Source organism: Novosphingobium sp. BL-S-20 (genome assembly GCF_055521635.1).
Genome location: NZ_CM145494.1, coordinates 1,024,967 through 1,043,558 on the forward strand (window position 1 = coordinate 1,024,967; position 18,592 = coordinate 1,043,558).

The 18,592-nt window shown below is 65.7% G+C and carries 19 protein-coding genes; 10 read left to right on the top strand and 9 right to left on the bottom strand.

Annotation, left to right across the window (positions count from 1 at the left end):
* Positions 1-2: 2 nt before the first annotated feature.
* From ACZ1II_RS12825 to ACZ1II_RS12840, 4 genes are all read left to right on the top strand, one after another.
* Positions 3-425, top strand: coding sequence for a cytochrome c-type biogenesis protein (locus ACZ1II_RS12825; RefSeq protein ID WP_465146780.1), 423 nt, complete (start codon positions 3-5; stop codon positions 423-425).
* Positions 422-1,111, top strand: a complete 690-nt coding sequence (locus tag ACZ1II_RS12830) for a tetratricopeptide repeat protein (protein ID WP_465146781.1) — start codon at positions 422-424, stop codon at positions 1,109-1,111. Before ACZ1II_RS12825 ends, ACZ1II_RS12830 begins: the two co-directional genes overlap by 4 nt.
* A gap of 104 nt (positions 1,112-1,215) precedes the next feature.
* Positions 1,216-3,186 (top strand): potassium transporter Kup, encoded by a 1,971-nt coding sequence (locus ACZ1II_RS12835; protein ID WP_465146782.1) that lies wholly within the window; start codon positions 1,216-1,218, stop codon positions 3,184-3,186.
* 96 nt (positions 3,187-3,282) lie between these two features.
* Entirely contained in the window at positions 3,283-4,425 is a 1,143-nt protein-coding gene (locus ACZ1II_RS12840; RefSeq protein WP_465146783.1) for a glycosyltransferase family 2 protein, read from the top strand.
* Between the two features lie 38 nt (positions 4,426-4,463).
* On the opposite strand, the gene ACZ1II_RS12845 is transcribed toward ACZ1II_RS12840, so the two are convergent.
* The 5 genes from ACZ1II_RS12845 to ACZ1II_RS12865 form a co-directional block, all read right to left on the bottom strand.
* On the bottom strand, positions 4,464-5,117 hold the full coding sequence (locus ACZ1II_RS12845; RefSeq protein WP_465146784.1) for an inner membrane-spanning protein YciB: 654 nt from the start codon (positions 5,115-5,117) through the stop codon (positions 4,464-4,466).
* Positions 5,117-6,058 carry a signal recognition particle-docking protein FtsY gene (gene ftsY, locus ACZ1II_RS12850; protein WP_465146785.1) on the bottom strand — a complete coding sequence of 314 codons (942 nt, stop codon included), beginning with the start codon at positions 6,056-6,058 and terminating at the stop codon, positions 5,117-5,119. The genes ACZ1II_RS12845 and ftsY overlap by 1 nt, the downstream gene beginning before the upstream one ends.
* Positions 6,055-7,245: a MiaB/RimO family radical SAM methylthiotransferase gene (locus ACZ1II_RS12855; RefSeq protein ID WP_465146786.1), complete on the bottom strand. Its 1,191-nt coding sequence runs from the start codon at positions 7,243-7,245 to the stop codon at positions 6,055-6,057. The genes ftsY and ACZ1II_RS12855 overlap by 4 nt, the downstream gene beginning before the upstream one ends.
* Complete coding sequence (gene dapF / locus ACZ1II_RS12860) at positions 7,242-8,060, bottom strand: diaminopimelate epimerase (protein ID WP_465146787.1); 819 nt, start codon at positions 8,058-8,060, stop codon at positions 7,242-7,244. Before dapF ends, ACZ1II_RS12855 begins: the two co-directional genes overlap by 4 nt.
* Before the next feature lie 103 nt (positions 8,061-8,163).
* Complete coding sequence (locus ACZ1II_RS12865; protein ID WP_465146788.1) at positions 8,164-9,099, bottom strand: isopenicillin N synthase family dioxygenase; 936 nt, start codon at positions 9,097-9,099, stop codon at positions 8,164-8,166.
* A gap of 141 nt (positions 9,100-9,240) precedes the next feature.
* Here ACZ1II_RS12865 and ACZ1II_RS12870 point away from each other — a divergent pair, with 141 nt between their 5' ends.
* The 3 genes from ACZ1II_RS12870 to ACZ1II_RS12880 all read left to right on the top strand — a co-directional run bounded on the left by ACZ1II_RS12870 (position 9,241) and on the right by ACZ1II_RS12880 (position 10,366).
* On the top strand, positions 9,241-9,654 hold the full coding sequence (locus ACZ1II_RS12870) for an EVE domain-containing protein (protein ID WP_465146789.1): 414 nt from the start codon (positions 9,241-9,243) through the stop codon (positions 9,652-9,654).
* A gap of 118 nt (positions 9,655-9,772) precedes the next feature.
* Positions 9,773-9,955, top strand: a complete 183-nt coding sequence (locus ACZ1II_RS12875) for a CsbD family protein (protein WP_465146790.1) — start codon at positions 9,773-9,775, stop codon at positions 9,953-9,955.
* Between the two features lie 276 nt (positions 9,956-10,231).
* Positions 10,232-10,366, top strand: coding sequence for a hypothetical protein (locus tag ACZ1II_RS12880; protein ID WP_465146791.1), 135 nt, complete (start codon positions 10,232-10,234; stop codon positions 10,364-10,366).
* Between the two features lie 4 nt (positions 10,367-10,370).
* On the opposite strand, the gene ACZ1II_RS12885 is transcribed toward ACZ1II_RS12880, so the two are convergent.
* Complete coding sequence (locus ACZ1II_RS12885) at positions 10,371-11,684, bottom strand: MFS transporter (RefSeq protein ID WP_465146792.1); 1,314 nt, start codon at positions 11,682-11,684, stop codon at positions 10,371-10,373.
* Positions 11,685-11,861: 177 nt separating this feature from the next.
* On the opposite strand from ACZ1II_RS12885, the gene pgsA reads away from it, so the two are divergent.
* Both pgsA and ACZ1II_RS12895 read left to right on the top strand, forming a co-directional pair.
* Positions 11,862-12,455 (top strand): CDP-diacylglycerol--glycerol-3-phosphate 3-phosphatidyltransferase, encoded by a 594-nt coding sequence (gene pgsA / locus ACZ1II_RS12890; protein ID WP_465146793.1) that lies wholly within the window; start codon positions 11,862-11,864, stop codon positions 12,453-12,455.
* A gap of 243 nt (positions 12,456-12,698) precedes the next feature.
* On the top strand, positions 12,699-13,817 hold the full coding sequence (locus ACZ1II_RS12895) for an MFS transporter (RefSeq protein ID WP_465147293.1): 1,119 nt from the start codon (positions 12,699-12,701) through the stop codon (positions 13,815-13,817).
* A 201-nt stretch (positions 13,818-14,018) separates the two neighbouring features.
* Here the strand turns inward: ACZ1II_RS12895 and ACZ1II_RS12900 are convergent, their stop codons facing one another.
* The 3 genes from ACZ1II_RS12900 to ACZ1II_RS12910 all read right to left on the bottom strand — a co-directional run bounded on the left by ACZ1II_RS12900 (position 14,019) and on the right by ACZ1II_RS12910 (position 16,429).
* Positions 14,019-14,915 (bottom strand): hydrogen peroxide-inducible genes activator, encoded by an 897-nt coding sequence (locus tag ACZ1II_RS12900; protein WP_465146794.1) that lies wholly within the window; start codon positions 14,913-14,915, stop codon positions 14,019-14,021.
* Positions 14,912-16,132, bottom strand: coding sequence for a ribonuclease D (gene rnd / locus ACZ1II_RS12905; RefSeq protein ID WP_465146795.1), 1,221 nt, complete (start codon positions 16,130-16,132; stop codon positions 14,912-14,914). Before rnd ends, ACZ1II_RS12900 begins: the two co-directional genes overlap by 4 nt.
* An 81-nt stretch (positions 16,133-16,213) precedes the next feature.
* Positions 16,214-16,429 (bottom strand): hypothetical protein, encoded by a 216-nt coding sequence (locus ACZ1II_RS12910; RefSeq protein WP_465146796.1) that lies wholly within the window; start codon positions 16,427-16,429, stop codon positions 16,214-16,216.
* A gap of 174 nt (positions 16,430-16,603) precedes the next feature.
* On the opposite strand from ACZ1II_RS12910, the gene aspS reads away from it, so the two are divergent.
* Positions 16,604-18,388 carry an aspartate--tRNA ligase gene (gene aspS / locus ACZ1II_RS12915; RefSeq protein ID WP_465147294.1) on the top strand — a complete coding sequence of 595 codons (1,785 nt, stop codon included), beginning with the start codon at positions 16,604-16,606 and terminating at the stop codon, positions 18,386-18,388.
* Positions 18,389-18,592 lie beyond the last annotated feature (204 nt).

Here is an 18,592-nt window from a genome sequence, read left to right on the forward strand (position 1 = left end):
CAGTGCATCGGTCTCTGGCCGCGCTCGTGCTCGCTTTGGGAGTCTGTTTCGCCGGGTCTCTGGCCGCGCAGGAGGAGCAATCGACGGCGCCTTACGCCTATCGCCAGCTCGACGATCCGGCGAAGGAGGAGAAGGCGCAGGCGCTGATGGAGACCTTGCGCTGCCTCCAGTGCCAGGGGCAGTCGATCGCCGATTCGGATGCGCCGATCGCCGGGTCGATGCGCTCGCTCGTGCGCGAAAGGATCGCGGCGGGTGAGGAACCCGAAGCGATTCGCGGCTGGCTGATCGAGCGCTACGGTGATTACGTCAGCTATGCGCCGCAGCTTACCACGCTCACATGGCCGCTCTTCGCGGTGCCGCTGGTTCTGGTGGCGCTGGCGGTGCTGCTTCTGCGGGGGCGCTTCCGCCGGGGAGATTCGCGATGACCTGGATTTTCGTGGCGCTGCTGGCGATCCTTGCCTTCGCGGCCATCGCTTTCCTGTTCAAGGCGCCCAAGGGCGGCCGTGAGGCCGTGGCTGCCGCACTGATGCTAGGCGTCGCCGGCTATGCCGCGCAGGGCAGGCCGGGCGAGGCGGGCGCGCCGAAACCGCAGGCCGAAGCGCAGAACCCCGCTGCCGGGCAGTTCTTCGTGGAAGCGCGCGCCAAGCTTAGCGGCGACGGCATTCCGACCGGCAACCGCTGGGTCGTGATCTCCGACGGCCTTGCGCGCAACGGCCATTACAGCGACGCCGCGCAGCTTCTGCGCGGCGCGATCGAGGACAATCCCAAGGACTCCGAAGCCTGGGTGGCGCTCGGCAATGTGCTAGTCGCCCATGCCGAGGGCGTGCTGACGCCGCCGGCGCTTTATGCCTATCGCCAGGCAGCCAAGGCCGATCCCAAGGCGCCGGGGCCGCCCTATTTCCTCGGCTTGGCCATGGCCCAGTCCGGGCAACTGGAGCAGGCGCGGGCGCTCTGGGTCGATCTGGTCAAAAAGGCGCCGGAAAACGCGGAATGGCGGCTGCCGGTGGCGCAACAGCTCCAGCGGCTGGATGCCTTCATTGCCAGCCAGTCTGGCCCAAAAACTCAAGCCCAACCTCAGGCCGAATCCCAAGCGATGCCGTCAGGCCGATGAACCTTCGGCTAACGGTCGTTGCTAGGCTCCTTTCATGCTGCTAACGGCGGGCGCTTGTTGCGGGGGCGAATGTCGACGCGGCAAAGCCATTACGGGGCGCTGGAATGAGTGATACAGGTTCGGACACGGCTGTCGTCCCGACGGTGATCGATCCGGCAGAGGGGCAACAAGCCCCTGCCGCACAAGGAAATGGTTCCGGACACGGCTCCGGAAACATCACCAAGCTGGCATTGGGCGCGGTGGGTGTCGTCTTCGGCGACATCGGCACCAGCCCGCTTTACGCCTTTCGCGAAACTTTCGTCGGCCCGCATCCGCTGGCGATCGACGAGTTGCACGTCCTCGGTGTCGTCAGCCTGATCTTCTGGTCGATGACGCTGGTGGTTTCGGTGCAATATGTCGGCCTGCTGATGCGCGCGGACAACAAGGGGCAGGGCGGCAGTCTCGCCCTCGTCGCGCTGATCTCGGGCGTGATCCGCAAGAGCCGGTTCGGCCCGCTGGTGGTCCTGCTCGGCGTCTTCGCGACTTCGCTGTTCTACGGCGATTCGATGATTACTCCGGCGGTTTCGGTGCTCTCGGCGGTCGAGGGCCTCACCGTCGTCGAAACGCGCCTCGCGCCGCTGGTCCTGCCGATCGCGCTGGTGCTGCTGATCGCGCTCTTCGTGATCCAGAAGAGCGGCACCGCCAAAGTCGGCGCGCTGTTCGCGCCGGTCATGGTCGTCTATTTCTCGGTCCTCGCGATCCTCGGCATCTACCATCTGGTGCAGATGCCCTCGGTGCTGGTGGCGCTGAACCCGTGGTACGCGATCCAGTTCTTCCTGACCGACAAGGTGCTGGGCTTCCTCGCGCTCGGTTCGGTCGTGCTGGCCGTCACCGGCGCCGAGGCGCTCTATTCGGATATGGGCCATTTCGGCCGCGGTCCGCTGCGCCTCTCGTGGTTCGCCTTCGTCATGCCCTGCCTGCTGATCAACTATTTCGGCCAGGCGGCGATGATCCTCGGCCTCGACGATTCGGCGGCGCTCGATGCGATGAAGAATCCGTTCTTCAACCTCGCGCCGGAAAATCTGCGTCTGCCGCTGGTGATCCTGGCGACTTGCGCCACGTTCATCGCCAGCCAGGCGGTGATCTCGGGCGCGTTCTCGATCACCCACCAGGCGATGCAACTCGGCTTCATCCCGCGCCTCTCGACCCGCCATACCAGCGAGCACGAGGTCGGCCAGATCTACATTCCGTTCGTGAACTGGGCGCTGATGACCGGCGTGATCGTGCTGGTTCTGGTGTTCCAGAATTCGTCGAACCTCGCTTCGGCCTATGGCATCGCGGTGACCGGGGCGATGCTGATCGACACCTGTCTGATGGCGGTGCTGGTGATCGTGCTGTGGCGCTGGAAGCTGTGGCTGGCGGTGCCGGTGATCGTGACCTTCTTCGTGGTCGACGGCGCCTATTTCGCCGCCAACGCGACCAAGGTTCCGGACGGCGGCTGGTTCCCGCTGCTGATCGGCGGAATCGCCTTCACCCTGCTGACCACCTGGAACAAGGGCCGCCGCCTGATGCGCGAGCGCATGACCGAGGCGGCCCTGCCGCTCAACGTCTTCGCCAAGAGCGCCCACGGCTCGGCCGCGCGGGTGCCTGGCACGGCGATCTTCATGGCATCCAGCAATGCGGGCGTACCTTCGGCGCTGCTGCACAACATCAAGCACAACAAGGTGCTTCATGAGCGCGTGGTGGTGCTGACTGTCGAAGTCCAGGACGTGCCCTATGTCGAGCCTGCCGAGCGCTATTCGGTGACCGACCTCGGCCAGGGCTTCTACCGGATGAACTTGCGCTACGGCTTCATGGAAGAGACCGACATTCCGGTGGCGCTCGCCCATGCCGACTTCTGCGGCGGGGCCTTCGAGATGATGAAGACCAGCTTCTTCCTCTCGCGCCAGACGCTGGTTCCCTCGGCCAAGCCGGGCATGGCGATCTGGCGGGAAAAGCTCTTCGCGTGGATGATGCGCAATGCCGCCAGTGCCATGGAATTCTTCCGCCTGCCCACCAACCGCGTGGTCGAACTGGGCAGCCAGCTCGAAATCTGATCATCCCTCTGGCCGAGTGCAGGGCATGGCTCTAAGGCGCGCGCTGTCGGTGCGATTCGCAAGTGATCGCGTCCGGTATTTGCGGGGGCAATTTCGATGGCGGGGATGAATGCGGGTGTGGCCGGTGACGGCCATGTCTGTAGCACGAGTGCGGCTGCGCACGGTGAATTGCCGGAGCAGCCCTGGCTCAGTATTCTGGTGCCGGTCTACAATGTCCGGCCTTTCGTGGAAGCGTGCCTGGCCTCGATCATCGCGCAGGTGACCGGGCAGGGCGGGGTCGAACTCGTCATCGTCGACGATTGCTCGACGGACGGTTCGGCGGACCTCTGCCGCCATGTGCTGGACGGCTGCGACATCGACGGCCGCCTTCTGCGGCACGACCAAAATCGCGGCATCGGCGTGACGCGTAATACCCTGTTGGAAGCGGCTCGGGGCGACTACCTGTGGTTCGTCGATTCCGACGACATGCTGCTGCCGGGAGCCATCGCGGGGCTGCGCGATGTGGTTCTGGAGCATGGACCCGATGTCGTCCTGTGCGACTACGTGCGGGAGAAGGGCAGGCCCTTCGCCACGTTCTGCGGCAGGAGCGGCGTGGAGAGCGGCGTGCCGATGCAGTGCACCGAGACACTGATCGCGGGGACCTTCGCCCGGAGGCGGCTTCATGCCTGGTCGAAAGTCTGGCGGCGGGATCTGTTCGGCGATGCGATTCGCTTTCCCGAGGGCGCCAGTTTCGAGGACGTGGCGACGGTGCCCTGGCTGCTGCTGGGCGCGAAGAGCTTCGTCTATATGGCCCAGCCGTGGATCTACTATCGCACCCGCAAGACCAGCATCATGGCCCAGCTCAATTGTCGGGGCCGGTTCGACCGCTGCGGCAACGACGAACTCGCAGTTGCCCTGCAAGGGTTCAGCCGGGCGCTGGCGCAGCGGTTGCCGGAAGCGCGATCACGGGTGGACAGCGCCGTGGCCGAGTTCTGGGCGCGCGAGTTCGTGAAGATCGTCAAGCGCCTTGCGCGGTCGGGAGGCGTCGGGACTCAGGGCAGGGGCTGGAGTGCGTTCCAGGCCGAAGCCCGGCGCTATCGGGAGCTGATGGAGGCCTCTTCGCCGCAGAGTTTCGATGCGGTGATGCGCGATTATCTGCGCAAGGGGCGGATCGTGCGGGGCGGGGCGCTGGCCCTGTCGCTGGCGGTCGCCATGCCGCGTCGGATTTCGGTGAATGCGGAGCTAAGTCCGGAATCTTGAGAGCGAAGGGGGCCGAATGATCCGGCCCCCTCATTGTCTCAGTCGTGCGGCGGGTTCTCGATCACTTCTTCCTTCGCCGCCTCGCCCATGCCGTGCTTCAGCACCATCGGCAGCTGCGAGAACGTGAAGACGAACGAGAGCACGGTGAAGCCCCAGAGCTTGGCCTGAAGCCAGGTGTCGAAGCTGACCGTGAAGACCAGCGCGGTGTTCAGCACGGCCAGCAGGACGAAGAACCACGCCCAGTTGCGCGACAGCTTCATCCAGCCTTCTTCGTTCAGCCCCTCGAAGGCCGACTGGAGCAGGTATTTCAGCATGGGCTTGCCGCGCATCAGGCCGAAGAACAGCACGCCTGCGAACATCAGGTAGACGGCGGTGGGCTTGATCTGAATCCAGAAGGCATCGTGGAAGACCACGGTGAGCGCGCCGAAGCCGACGATCAGCACGGTGGTCAGCCAGAGCATCGGCGAGATATGGCCGAGCCGCCATTTCGACACGCCGAGCGCAATCACGGTGGCGACCATGAAGGCGATCGTGCCCTTGATGACCGCGGAAACGGTGCCGATCGTATCGCCTTCGCCTGCCGGAGAGAAATGGCGATAGGCGAGGAAGAAGACCAGCAGCGGCCCGAAATCGACGACGAGATTGACCCAGCTGGACTTCGGCTTCTGGGCGGGTGCGGTTTCGGCGTTCATCAGGCGATCCCCGCGATCACGCGGGCCAGCAGGTCCGGGTTGAACGGGCGCAAGTCGTCGATCTTCTCGCCGACGCCGATGGCGTGGATGGGGAGGCCGTATTGCTCGGCCGCCGCGACCAGCACGCCGCCGCGCGCGGTGCCGTCCAGCTTGGTCATGATGAGGCCGGAAACGCCCGCCACTTCCTTGAATATCTCGATCTGCGAGAGCGCGTTCTGGCCGTTGGTGGCATCGAGCACGAGCACCACGTCATGCGGCGCCTCTGGATTGAGGCGGCCCAGCACGCGGCGGATCTTGGACAGTTCGTCCATTAGCTCGCGCTTGTTCTGGAGGCGACCGGCGGTGTCGACGATCAGCGCGTCGATGCCCTGATCGGTCGCGGCCTTGACTGCGTCGAACACGATCGAGGCCGGATCGCCGCCTTCGGGTCCCTTGACGAGCGGAATGCCGAGACGGTCGGCCCAGACGCCGAGCTGGCCGATCGCGGCGGCGCGGAAGGTGTCGCCCGCCGCCAGCATGACCGAATAGTCCTGCTCCTGGAACAAGTGCGCGAGCTTGGCGATCGTCGTCGTCTTGCCCGAGCCGTTGACGCCGATCACCAGGATCACCTGCGGGCGCGGGAAGGCCACGACGTCGAGCGGCTTGGCCACCGGGCGCAGGATCTCGGCGATCTCGCGGGCGACCACTTCCATGATCGCGCGCTCGTCGGCGTCACGTTCGAAGCGTTCGTCGGCGAGGCGGGCGCGGATGCGGGCGGCGGCGCGGGGGCCGAGGTCCGACATGATCAGCGCATCCTCGATATCGTCGAGCTGCGCTTCTTCCAGCCTGGTCTTGCCGACGATGCCGGAGAGGTTCTCGCTCAGGCGTTCGGAGGTCTTGCGAAAGCCGCCAAACAGGCGGTCGGACCAGTCGCGCTCAGCCTGCTGGCCTTCGGTACTCATGATTCCAGTATTCCTTCGACTACCCTTGCGGGCGTAACGCGGATCAGCGTGCCGGGCTGCGCATCGGGGGGCAGGCGCACGGCAGCGAAGTTTTCCGCATGGCCTTTCGCGCCTCTTTCGGCAAGCACCGATAGCGGCTGGCCGATAAGCCCGGTGAGCCATTCGGCCCGGATTTCGGCGATCCGCGCGCGCAGCTCGGCGGCTCGGGCCTTGATCGTGGCGGGATCGACTTGTGGCATACGCGCCGCCGGGGTGCCGGGGCGCTGCGAATAGGGGAAGACATGGCCGTGGACGACCTGCAATTCCCCGAGGATGGAGAGATTGGCGGCGTGGGCCTCCTCGTCCTCGGTCGGGAAACCGGCGATGAGGTCGGCACCGATGGCGATCTCGGGACGGCGCGCGCGCAAACCGGCGACGAGTTTCACTGCATCGGCGCGGCTGTGGCGGCGCTTCATGCGCTTGAGGATCAGGTCGTGCCCGTGCTGGAGCGAGAGGTGGACATGCGGCATCACCCGCGCCTCGCCTGCCAGCAGCTCGAACAGGGCCTCGTCCACTTCGGCGCCGTCGATGGAGGAGAGGCGCAGGCGGGGCAGGGCCGGGAACTTGGCGAGGATCGCTTCGCAGAGCGCGCCGAGGCGGGGCGCATGCTTGGGATCATCGGCAAGATCGCCGCCCCAGGAGGTGAGGTCCACGCCGGTCAGGACGACTTCGTTCACCCCCGCGTCCAGATGGACGGCCACGTCGTGGAGCACTTCGGCCACGCTGCGCGAGCGGCTGGGGCCGCGTCCCTGCGGGATCACGCAGAAGGTGCAGGCATGGTCGCAGCCGTTCTGCACTTGCACGAAGCCGCGCGTATAGGCGCGGCGTTCGACGGGAGCAGGGGCGACGGGCACGTTCCAGGCGCGCGGGTCGAGCTTGGCGGTGTTCGGCACCAGACCGTCGACTTCGGGCATCGCCGCGAGCATCGCGCGTTCGACTTCGGCGGCGCAGCCGGTGACGATCAGACGCGCGTCGGGGCGCTCCTTGCGGGCGCGGCGGATCGCCTGGCGGGTCTGCCGCACCGCTTCGGCCGTGACCGCGCAGGAGTTGACCACGACCAGGTCTTCGGCTCCGCGCAGCAGGCCCCGCAGCGTCTCGCTTTCGGAAATATTGAGGCGACAGCCGAGCGAATGGACTTCGACGGTCAATCTGGAATCCCGTAGTCCGCCGCCGCGAAGGAGCCGCGGAACGATTCGGTGGCCGGGCCGGTCATGACGATCTCGTCGTCGCCGCGCCATTCGATGGTGAGCGGGCCGCCGGGCAGGGTGACGGTGACCTTGCGGTCCACAAGGCCGCGCTTCATCGCGCCGATGGCAGTGGCGCAGGCGCCGGTGCCGCAGGCGCGGGTGAGACCGGCGCCGCGCTCCCAGACGCGCAAGCTGATCGCATCGCGGGCGGTGACAGCGGCGACATTGACGTTGATGCGCTCGGGGAACAGCGGATCGGTCTCGATCAGCGGGCCGAGGCGGGCCATGTCGATGCGGTAGGGGTCTGCGACGAAGAAGATCACATGCGGATTGCCGACATTGACGGCGATCGGATTGACCAGCTCTTCCCAAGCCACCGGCATTGCATGGGTGTCCATTGGGTAGCTGAGGGGGATCAGGTTCCAGTCGAAACGGGGCTTGCCCATCTCCACGCTGATGCCGCTGTCGGTCGGCGTCGTGGCGACCATGCCGCCGAGCGTCTCGATGCTGGCGGGGCGGCCGTGGAGCAGGCCGATGGCGCGGGTGGCATTGCCGCAGGCTTCCACTTCGCTGCCGTCGTTGTTGAAGATCCGCATGCGGAAGTCGCCGCGATCGGACGGGGCGAGGACGATCAGCTGGTCGCAGCCGATGCCGGTGTGACGGTCGGCCAGCGCGGCGGCAAGCGCCGCGTCGACGACCGGCAGCGCGCCGGTGCGTCCATCGAGCACGACGAAGTCGTTGCCCAGCCCATGCATCTTGGTGAAATCGATCCGCATGGCGCGCGATTTATGCGCTGCGGGGCGTCAGGTCCAGCGAAAGCGATCCAGTGATAGCGAAAGGGCCATGCCTCCCGGCGGCAAAGCCGGGAGGCATGAAGGATCACATCTTCAGGCCGATCTCGCGCAGACGCTCCTGAAGATAGTCGTCGGCGGTGATGCTGACCGGGTAGCGGTCCGGGTTCTCGTCCGTGATGCACTGGTCCAGCGTCTTGAACGGGAAGTCGCTGCGCAGATGCAGGAAGAACGGCATCGAATAGCGGCTGTGGGCGGCGCGGTCGCCATCGGGATTGCGGACGCGGTGGGTGGTCGAGGGCAGAACGTGGTTGGTCAGGCGCTGGAGCATGTCGCCGATGTTGATGACCACCGCGCCTTCAGGCGGCGCGACCGAGAGCCATTCGCCGTTCTTGCCGAGCAGTTCGAGACCGGCTTCCTGCGCGCCGAGCAGCAGGGTGATGAGGTTGATGTCCTCATGCGCGCCCGCGCGGATGGCGCCGCCAGCGCCTTCGCCGACCGGCGGGTAATGCAGCAGGCGCAGCACCGAGTTGCCGTCCTCGATCGCCGGATCGAACCAGCGGGCGTCGAGGCCGAGGTAGGTGGCGATGGCGGAGAGAATCTCGGCACCCGCCTTGTCGAACTGGGCGTAGAGTTCGGCGAAGGTTTCCTGGAAACCTTCGATTTCGCCCGGCCAGATGTTCGGCGGCATCGAGGCGGCCAGAGGCGAACCATCGGGAAGGTCGCGGCCGATGTGCCAGAATTCCTTGAGGTCCTTCTCGGTCGCGCCCTTGGCGACTTCGGTGCGGAACGGGGTATAGCCGCGCGCGCCGCCCTGGCCGGGGATGAAATGGCCGCGCTTCACGTCGTTGGGCAGGGCGAAGAACTGCGCGGTCAGTTCCCAGGCGCGGTCGATCAGGGCCTGGTCGATGCCGTGGTCGCGAACCATCGCGAAGCCGAAAGTGCGGAAGCTCTCGCCGATGCGCTGCGAGAACTCGGCGCGGTCGGATTCGAGGCTGAGGACGGGAATCTGGGCAAGGTTCATCATGGTCTTCCAACAAGGCTCGGCGGCCCGTGACCGGCGCTGTCGACGCGCGCCGAATCACCGATGTTGTTTCCGCCGATTGAATCGTTATGCCGCCCCCATATAAGTTTATTGCCGGAAGGCGAAATCGAAAGGCACGACATGGCGAAGCGCTACTGGCTCATGAAGTCCGAACCGGACGCCTATGGCTGGAAGGACCTCGTGTCGGAAGGCGAGGGCACCTGGGACGGCGTGCGCAACCACCGCGCCGCCAACAACCTGCGTGCCATGGAGGTGGGGGACGAGGCGTTCTTCTACCATTCGAACATCGGCAAGGAGATCGTCGGGATCGTCACGATCAGCGAGGCCGGCCTGAACGATCCCAGCGATCCCGAGGGCAAGTGGGCGGCGGTGAAGGTCAAGCCGGTGCGCAAGCTGGCGCGCCCCGTGACGCTGGCGAAGATGAAAGCCGATCCCAAACTGGCCGAGATGGAGATGCTCAGGCTGTCGCGCCTGTCGGTTGCCGAAGTGACGCCCGAGGATTGGGATTATATTCTTTCGCTGGCGGGCGGCTGAGCTTCGTCGTTCTCAGGCCACGGTCCGACGCAGGGGGCGGCAACTTCCGCGCCGTCTGGCGGGTTCCTTCGATGTGCAAACGGCGGATTTCCGCCGGAACCGAGAAGGAGCAACGATCATGGGCGAACTGAAGGACACCATCAAGGGCCTGGGCAACGAGATCGCAGGCAATGCCAAGCAGGCTCTCGGCAAGGCCCGCAACGACCCGGCCCAGCAGGCCGAGGGCAAGGTGCAGGAGAAGAAGGGCGAGGTCCAGCAGGGCATCGGCAAGGTCAAGGGCGCGCTCGGCGACCGGATCTGACGTTCCTCTTCAGGAAACATGCCGCAGAGGGCCGCCTTCGGGTGGCCCTTTTTCGTTTTGGCGCCCTTTTTCGTTCTGGTGCAGGGGCTTGTTAAATGTTCTTCATCCGGCGGCGCGTTCGTTTCCGTCCCGGATCGGGATGCCTCTTTCGGACGAGTGGTCAAAGGTAAACAAAGTCTTAAGCTGCGCGCCATGTCTCGACGCGCCAGCATTCTCGCTCACGGTAAGGCCGGTCATCCATTCCGGCGCTCCTTGCCCCGTCACGTCTGTCGCGGGGTGAAGTCGCCTGCGGTCGAAGCGGCCGAGGATGCGAGGGCCAAGGCCGCCTGGGAGATGAGCGGCGGCGACTGGCGGCGTTTCCTCTCTGCCTATTGCGCGGCGCTTGTCGTGGTGACGACCTTCATCGCCTGAGGCGTCAGGGCCGCTTGGCGGCCCGCTCGGCGCGGTAAAGCAGCAGGCCGAGCCAGGCCGAGGCGACGCAGCACAGCGCCACCACCATGAGCTGGGTCACGACCGCCAGGCCCAGCAGCGACATCAGCCCGGTCGCCATCGCGCCGACCACCATGGCGCCGGAATTCACGATATTGTTGGCGGCGATGGTGCGCGCGGTCTGCGACTTGTCCACGAAAGTCGTCAGGAAGGCGTAGAGCGGCACCACGAACATGCCGCCGCAGACAGCGATGCCGAGCAGGGTCAGCAGCAGCGGGATCGCCAGCGGCTGGACCACGAAGGTTCCCACGTTCATCAACGCTTCCGGTCCGCCATGCGGGGGCCACGAGGCGCAGACTTCCTGGAAGGCCAACAGGAACAGCCCCATGCCGATCACCGAAAGCGGCGACCAGCGGGCCGAGACCGTGCCCTTGAGCAGCGCGTTGATCGCCACCGAGCCGATTGCGACGCCGACCGAGAAGATCACCAGGAACAGGCTGGCCACTTCCTTGCTGGCGTGGAGCATATTCTTGGCGAGCGGAGGGAAGTGGACGAAGAGCACCGTGCCGATCGCCCAGAACAGGCTGATCGAGCAGATCGCGAGATAGACCCGGCGGTCCTGCATCGTCGTGCGCACGAGGTTTATCGAGGAGCGGATGACGTGGTAGTCGATCGGCTCCGGCTTGCCGAGCGGCGGGGCGGGGGGCACCTGGCGGCCCACCAGATAGCCGATGGCGGCGATCCCGACGACCATCGCGGCGGCGGTATCCACGCTGATCCAGCCTGCGACGATCGTGCCTGCCAGGACCGCGATATAAGTGCCTGCTTCGACCAGTCCGGTGCCCGAAAGCACTTCGCCGTCCTTCAGGTGCTGCGGCAGGATCGCGTACTTGATCGGGCCGAAGAAAGTCGAGTGGATGCCCATGGCGAAGAGCGCCAGCAGCATCAGCGGAATCGCCACGGCATGAAGGGCGATGCCCTGCCAGGCGAGGGCGAGGCCGGTGCCGCCCACCAGCATGATGACGATTTCGCAGAACTTGACGATGCGGATGATCCGCGATTTGTCCCGCATGTCCGCCATCTGCCCGGCCAGCGCCGAGAGCAGGAAGAACGGAATCACGAAGATGCCCGAAGCCAGCGCGCTGAATCGCGCCTCGGCAGCCTCCGAGTTGTAGACGCCGTAGACCACGAACAGGACCATGGCGTTCTTGAACAGGTTGTCGTTGAACGCGCCAAGCAACTGGGTGACGAACAGGGGCAGGAAACGCCTGGCCCGGATGAGTTGGGTCGTCGTTGTCATGTCGGAGAAATTCGGCGGCCTCGCTTCATCATGGGGGCGACACTTAATGCGGTAAGGCGAGGGCACAAGCCCCGTAAGCCGTTTTTTGCCGAACGGGCGGGGCAGGAGGCGGACGGGAACAGCGCGATTCACAAGCCAATTCTCGAATCGAAGAATCGCGGCTATGGGCAAAGGAACATGCTGACCTTGCCGAATATCCTCACCCTCTCGCGCATCGTGGCGCTGCCGCTGCTGGCCTTCCTGCTCTGGTGGCCGCGATGGGAGTTCGGCTACGGCCTGGCCTTCGGTCTCTACTGCCTGATGGGCGTTACCGACTATTTCGACGGCTATCTTGCGCGGTCGAGCGGCACGGTGTCGAAACTCGGCGTGTTCCTCGATCCGATCGCCGACAAGATCATGGTCGCGACGGTGATTCTGGTGCTGACGGCGCAGGGCATCCTCACCGGGCCTTACGTTGGCGACATGCATGTCATCGCCGGGCTGATCATTCTCGTGCGCGAGATCGCGGTCTCGGGCCTGCGCGAATTTCTCGGCGGCCTGCAGGTCTCGGTGCCGGTAAGCCGCCTCGCCAAGTGGAAGACGACCTTCCAGATGATTTCGCTCGGCGCTCTTGTGCTGGGCGCGGCGATGCCGTGGTGGAATCTCGACCTCGGCGCGATCGAGGTCAACGTGCCCCATACGGTGGGCCTGACGACGCTCTGGGCCGCTGCCGCCCTGACGCTGATCACGGGCTGGGACTATCTGCGGGTCGGCCTCAAGCACATGGACTGAGGGCCAGCCCGCCCTTTCGCCCGCCCCTTAGATTGACGAATTGCGAAAATTGCGCGCGGGCTTGATCTCGTTGCGTTTGGTACAATCGTCCTTGCTCGGCAGAGGGCGGCCCATGGGGGCATCATCAGCAAGGAAAGTCCCATCACCGCGCCCCGTCCCGCTTCCACCGCCCCACTTCAGAGCCATGTCGATGGGCCGCAGCCGTCTCGCGAGCGTGCCTTCGGCCGTGCCCTTGTCTTCGCGCTGGCGGCCTCGGCCGGGCTGACGGTCGCCAACATCTATTACGGCCAGCCCATGCTCGGCCTGATGGAACGCGAGATTTCGGGCACGGCGATCACTTACGTGCCCACCGCGACGCAGCTCGGCTATGCGGCAGGCCTCGTGCTGCTGGTGCCGCTGGGCGACCTGCTGGAGCGCAGGCGGCTGATCGTGACGCAGTGCATCGCGCTTTCGCTGGCGCTGGCTCTGGTGGCCCTGGCCCCGACCGGCGTCACGGTGCTCGCCGCCTCGCTGCTCGTCGGACTGCTTGCCTCGGTCGCGCAGCAGATCATCCCGCTCGCGGCGAATCTCGCGCCGGAGGACCGGCGCGGCGCCGTCGTCGGCACGGTCATGGCGGGACTGCTCTGCGGCATCCTGCTCAGTCGCACGCTGGCGGGCTTCGTCGGCGGTGCCTTCGGCTGGCGCGCGATGTTCTGGCTGGCGGTGCCGCTGGCGCTGATGACGGCGGGCCTCCTGGCCTGGCAGCTTCCGCGCAGCCATCCCCATCGCGGGGGCCTCGGCTATCTCGGCCTGCTCGCTTCCCTGCGCGACCTCTGGCGCGAGTTTCCCGCGCTGCGCCTCGCCACGTTCACCCAGTGCACCCAGTTCGGCGTGTTCAGCGTGTTCTGGACGATCCTGGCGCTGCACTTGCAGGAGCCGCGCTTCGGCCTCGGTTCGCAAGTGGCGGGCCTGTTCGGCGTGCTCGGCGCGGCAGGCGTGCTGGCGGCGCCGATCGCCGGGCGCATCGCCGACCGCCGCGGCCCACACCCGGTGATCGTCGCCGCCAGCGCAATGACGCTGGTGTCGTGGCTGGTCTTCGGGTTCTGGACCTCGATCGCCGGACTGATCGTGGGCGTGCTGCTGCTCGATTTCGCGATCCAGGCGAGCCAGATTTCCAACCAGAGCATCATCTACGCCCTGCGCCCCGAAGCGCGCTCGCGAATCAACACGGTCTATATGGGCACGATGTTTCTGGCCGGGGCTGCCAGCTCGGGCGCGGCGACTCTCGCGTGGCACAACTGGGGCTGGACTGGGGTTACGGCGCTGGGGACGGGGATCGCGGCGCTCGGGCTGGGTTTGCAGGTGCTGCGGGTAAAGAAGTGAAGGGGAAGTCCTGGGGGATGATCCCCCAGACCCTCGGAATGTCCTCGTTGCGCGCCACCTATCTGTAGTGCGCTCCTTGCGGCGCAGCCATTAAGTCTCCCGACGCAGCCGTGGGCGCGCAACGGCGTTGGCCCGCGTGACCTAGACGGTATTGGGGGTGCAGGGGGGGCTATGCTCCCCCGCTTCTACTTTTCCTAAAAACTACCCAGCCCGAAGCTCATCCGCGAGCAGACGAAACTCGTCCGCACGGGGCGAATTCTTCCGCCAGACCAGAGCGATCTCGCGATTGGCATTGGGTGAGAGCAGCGGCCGCGCGACGACATTGGTGCCGTTGAGGATACCCGCGTCGATCGCCATTTCCGGCAGCATCGTCAGGCCCAGCCCGTTGTCGACCATCTGCACCAGGGTATGCAGCGAGGTGCCGATCATCGTTGCCGAGGCGCGCAGTTCCGGGCGGTTGCAGGCCGCCAGCGCGTGGTCCTTCAGGCAGTGGCCGTCTTCCAGCAGGAGGAGGCGGTGTTCGTCGATCACTTCCGGGCCGACTTCGGCGGGCGGATTGCGCGGATCGTCGTTGGGGAAGGCGACGAAGAAGGCGTCGAGTTCGATCGTTTCCTTGTCCACTTCGCCGGTGGCGTAGGGCAGGGCGAGCAGCACGCAGTCGGCGCGGCCGTGGTGCAGCGATTCGATCGCGGCCTGGCTCGGCTCCTCGCGCAGGAACAGCTTGAGGTTCGGACGCTCGCGGCGCAGGCGGGGGAGCATCCGGGGCAGCAGGAACGGCGCGATCGTCGGGATCACGCTCATCCGCACTTCGCCGGAGAGCGGCTTGCCGCTGGACTGCACGAGGTCTGAGAGTTCCTCGGTCTCGCGCAGGATGCGGTGGGCCTTGGCGACGACCGCATTGCCCAGCGGCGTGAAGCGCACCGCGCGCTTGGTGCGCTCGACCAGCGTCACGCCGAGCAGCGCTTCCAGATCGCGCAGGCCTGCCGAAAGCGTGGACTGCGACACGAAGCAGGCATCGGCGGCGCGGCCGAAATGCCCGTGTTCGTGCAGGGCGACGAGGTACTGGAGCTGCTTGAGCGTGGGCTGGTAGACGGTCACTCGTCCCCCAGGGCCTCGTCCGGCGTTGTCGTATCTTCGGTCGCAGCGTCTTCCTCGACGCGGGTCATCTTGAGCTTGCCGTTCTCTACCGCGAAGGCGAGCTTGCCTTCGACGAGGGCAAGGGCGTCGCGGCCGAAGACTTCAAAGCGCCAGCCTTCGAGGATCGGCAGCTTCTTGCGCACGCCGGCGGCCAGAAGTTCGAGGTCCTCGCTGCGGGCAAGCAGGCGGGCGGCGACGTCGATCTCGCGGGCGCGGATCTTGAGCAGCAGCTTGAGCAGGTCGGCGACCAGCGAGCCTTCCTTACCCAGCGGCGCGCCCTTGGGCGTGCGGGGCGGGAGTTCGTCGTCGGTCAGCGGCTCGGCCTTGGCGATGGTGTTCATCAGGCGCTTGCCGATGTCGTTGTCCTTCCAGCCCTGCGAGAGGCCGCGGACCTTGGCGAGGTCGGCCTGCTGCTTGGGCGGGTGGCTGGCGATGTCGGCCAGCGTTTCGTCGCGGGCGATGCGGCCGCGCGGGATGTTCTTGCCCTGGGCTTCCAGTTCGCGCCACTCGGCGATGGCCTTGAGGCGGCCGAGCATGGCCGGGTTGCGGCCCGCCGCCTTGATCCGCTTCCAGGCCTGGGCGGGATCGTTGCGGTAATGCTCGGGATCGGCGAGCTTTTCCATCTCCTGATCGAGCCATTCGCCGCGCCCGGTCTTGATCAGGCGCTTGAGCATCTTGGGGAAGATCTTGGAGAGGTGGGTAACGTCGCCGATGGCATATTCGATCTGCCGCTCGGTCAGCGGACGGCGCGACCAGTCGGTGAAGCGGGCGCCCTTGTCGATGGTCAGGCCCATCCACGATTCGACGAGGTTCGAATAGCCGATCTGCTCGGACTGGCTGATCGCCATCATCGCGATCTGGGTGTCGAAGATCGGGTGCGGGGTGCGGCCGGTGAGGTTGAAGATGATCTCCACGTCCTGACCGCCCGCGTGGAAGACCTTGAGGACCTCCTCGTTGGCGGTGAGCAGGTCGAGCAGGGGCGTCATGTCGAGCCCCTGTGCGAGAGGGTCGATGGCGGCCGCTTCCTCGGTATTGGCGATCTGCACGAGGCAGAGTTCGGGCCAATAGGTGTTCTCGCGCATGAATTCGGTGTCGACCGCCACGAAATCGGATTTCGCAAGGCGTTCGCACAGCGCGGCGAGGTCTTCGGTCTTCGTTATCAGCGGGTGGATTTTCATTTCGACCGTCGCGGTAACGCGAACCGGGCGGGGGATCAATGTTTCCGGACCGTCATATTCTCCGACAAATGCCGAATTTGCCTATTTTTTGCGCAGCAGGCCGCCAAACACCCGGTTCAGGAGGCTTGGGGCGACCTCGTTTTCCAGTTCGGCGATGCTTTCCGGTGTCACCAGGCGGCGGCGCAACTGGGTCCCGGTCATGTGGAGTCCCGGCGGTGGCAGGTGCCAGGCTTCGGGACCTGCGTCGGCGGCCCGAGCGGCATCCTCGGCCACTTCAGAAATCTGCGCGTTGTCCATGTGATCCATTGGCGAAACCCGTTTTGCCGCAGGGCATAAGCCCGCAATGGTTTATTTCGGGTTATCGACGCAGGCGTAGGCCGATGTCCGATTCGAAACTGGAAATCGCCGCGCCACTCGACTAGGGGGCACGGCTTGCAACCTCATTCCGATCAGAAGAAGCGCGAGCCTGCCATGACTCATCCCTATCGCTCCCACACCTGCGGCGCCCTGACCGCTGCCGAGGTCGGCCAGACCGTCCGCCTCTCGGGCTGGGTGCATCGCAAGCGCGATCACGGCGGCGTGCTCTTCGTCGACCTGCGCGACCATTACGGCATGACCCAGGTCGTCGCCGATACCGACAGCGCCGCGCTGGAACTGCTCGATTCGCTGCGCGTCGAATCGGTCGTCACGATCGAGGGCACGGTGAAGGCCCGCACCGAATCCACGGTGAACGCCAACCTCGCCACCGGCGCGATCGAGGTCTACGCCCGTTCCGCCACGGTCATCAGCCGCGCCGAGGAACTGCCGATGCCGGTGGCCGGTGAGCAGGAATATCCCGAGGATATCCGTCTGCGCTATCGCTTCCTCGACCTGCGCCGCGACACGCTGCACGCCAACATCGTCAAGCGCACGAAGATCATCTCGGACATGCGCCGCAAGATGGAAGGCATCGGCTTCACCGAATATTCGACGCCGATCCTCACCGCCTCCTCGCCCGAAGGTGCGCGCGACTTCCTGGTGCCGAGCCGCATCCACCCCGGCAAGTTCTATGCGCTGCCGCAGGCCCCGCAGCAGTACAAGCAGCTGCTGATGGTCGCCGGTTTCGACCGCTACTTCCAGATCGCCCCCTGCTTCCGCGACGAGGACCCGCGTGCAGACCGTCTGCCGGGCGAATTCTACCAGCTCGATCTCGAAATGAGCTTCGTGACGCAGGAAGAAATCTGGGAAACGATGGAGCCGGTGCTCCAGAGCGTCTTCGCCGACTTCGCCGAAGGCAAGCCGGTGACGCCTGCCGGTGAGTTCCGCCGCATCCCGCACGCTCAGGCGATGCTGGACTACGGTTCGGACAAGCCGGACTTGCGCAACCCGCTCATCATCAAGGACGTGACGGAGCACTTCGTCGAATCGGGCTTCGGCATCTTCGCGGGCATCGTCGCGAACGGCGGCACGATCCGCGCGATCCCGGCTCCGGGTGCAGGCGCGGGCAGCCGCAAGTTCTTCGACGACATGAACGTCTGGGCACGCGGCGAGGGCTACTCCGGCCTCGGCTACATCAACATCAAGGACGGCGTCCCCGGCGGCCCGATCGCCAAGAACCACGGCGAGGAAAAGACCGCCGCGCTGATCGAGGCGCTGGGTCTCGGTCCGAACGACGGCGTGTTCTTCGCCGCGGGCAAGGAAGAGCAGGCTGCGAAGCTGGCCGGTCTCGCCCGTATCCGCACCGGCGAACAGCTCGACCTGATCGACAGGGACCGCTTCGAGCTGTGCTGGATCGTCGACTTCCCGTTCTACGAGTGGGACGAGGACAACAAGAAGGTCGACTTCGCGCACAACCCGTTCTCGATGCCGCAGGGCGGCATGGAAGCGCTGGAAGGGCAGGATCCGCTGACGATCAAGGCGTTCCAGTACGACCTCGTCTGCAACGGCTACGAAATCGCCTCGGGTTCGATCCGCAACCAGTCGCCGGAACTGATGGTCAAGGCCTTCGAGATGACCGGCCTGACCCAGCAGGACGTGGAAGATCGCTTCGGCGGCCTTTACCGCGCCTTCCAGTACGGCGCCCCGCCGCATGGCGGCATGGCGGCCGGTGTCGACCGCATTGTCATGCTGCTCTGCGGCGCGCAGAACTTGCGCGAAATCACGCTGTTCCCGATGAACCAGCGCGCCGAAGACCTGCTGATGGGCGCGCCGAGCCAGGCCGAGGCCAAGCAGCTGCGCGAACTGCACATGCGGGTGGTGGAGCCCCAAAAGGCTTAAAACATCGTTGCAGTCTCCGGTGGAACCGCTATTCCGCCGGGACTGTCTTCTCACGCCAGCCTCGGGCATCGTCCGGAAATATTCCGGAAACATGGCCGGGGCGGGGGTAAATCGGGACATGGCGCTTCGGCGTCGCGATCCTATCTCGTGTGCGAGGCTTGCCAGCGCGCCGCCCAGTCTTTAGGGCGGCAGGCGAGATTCCAC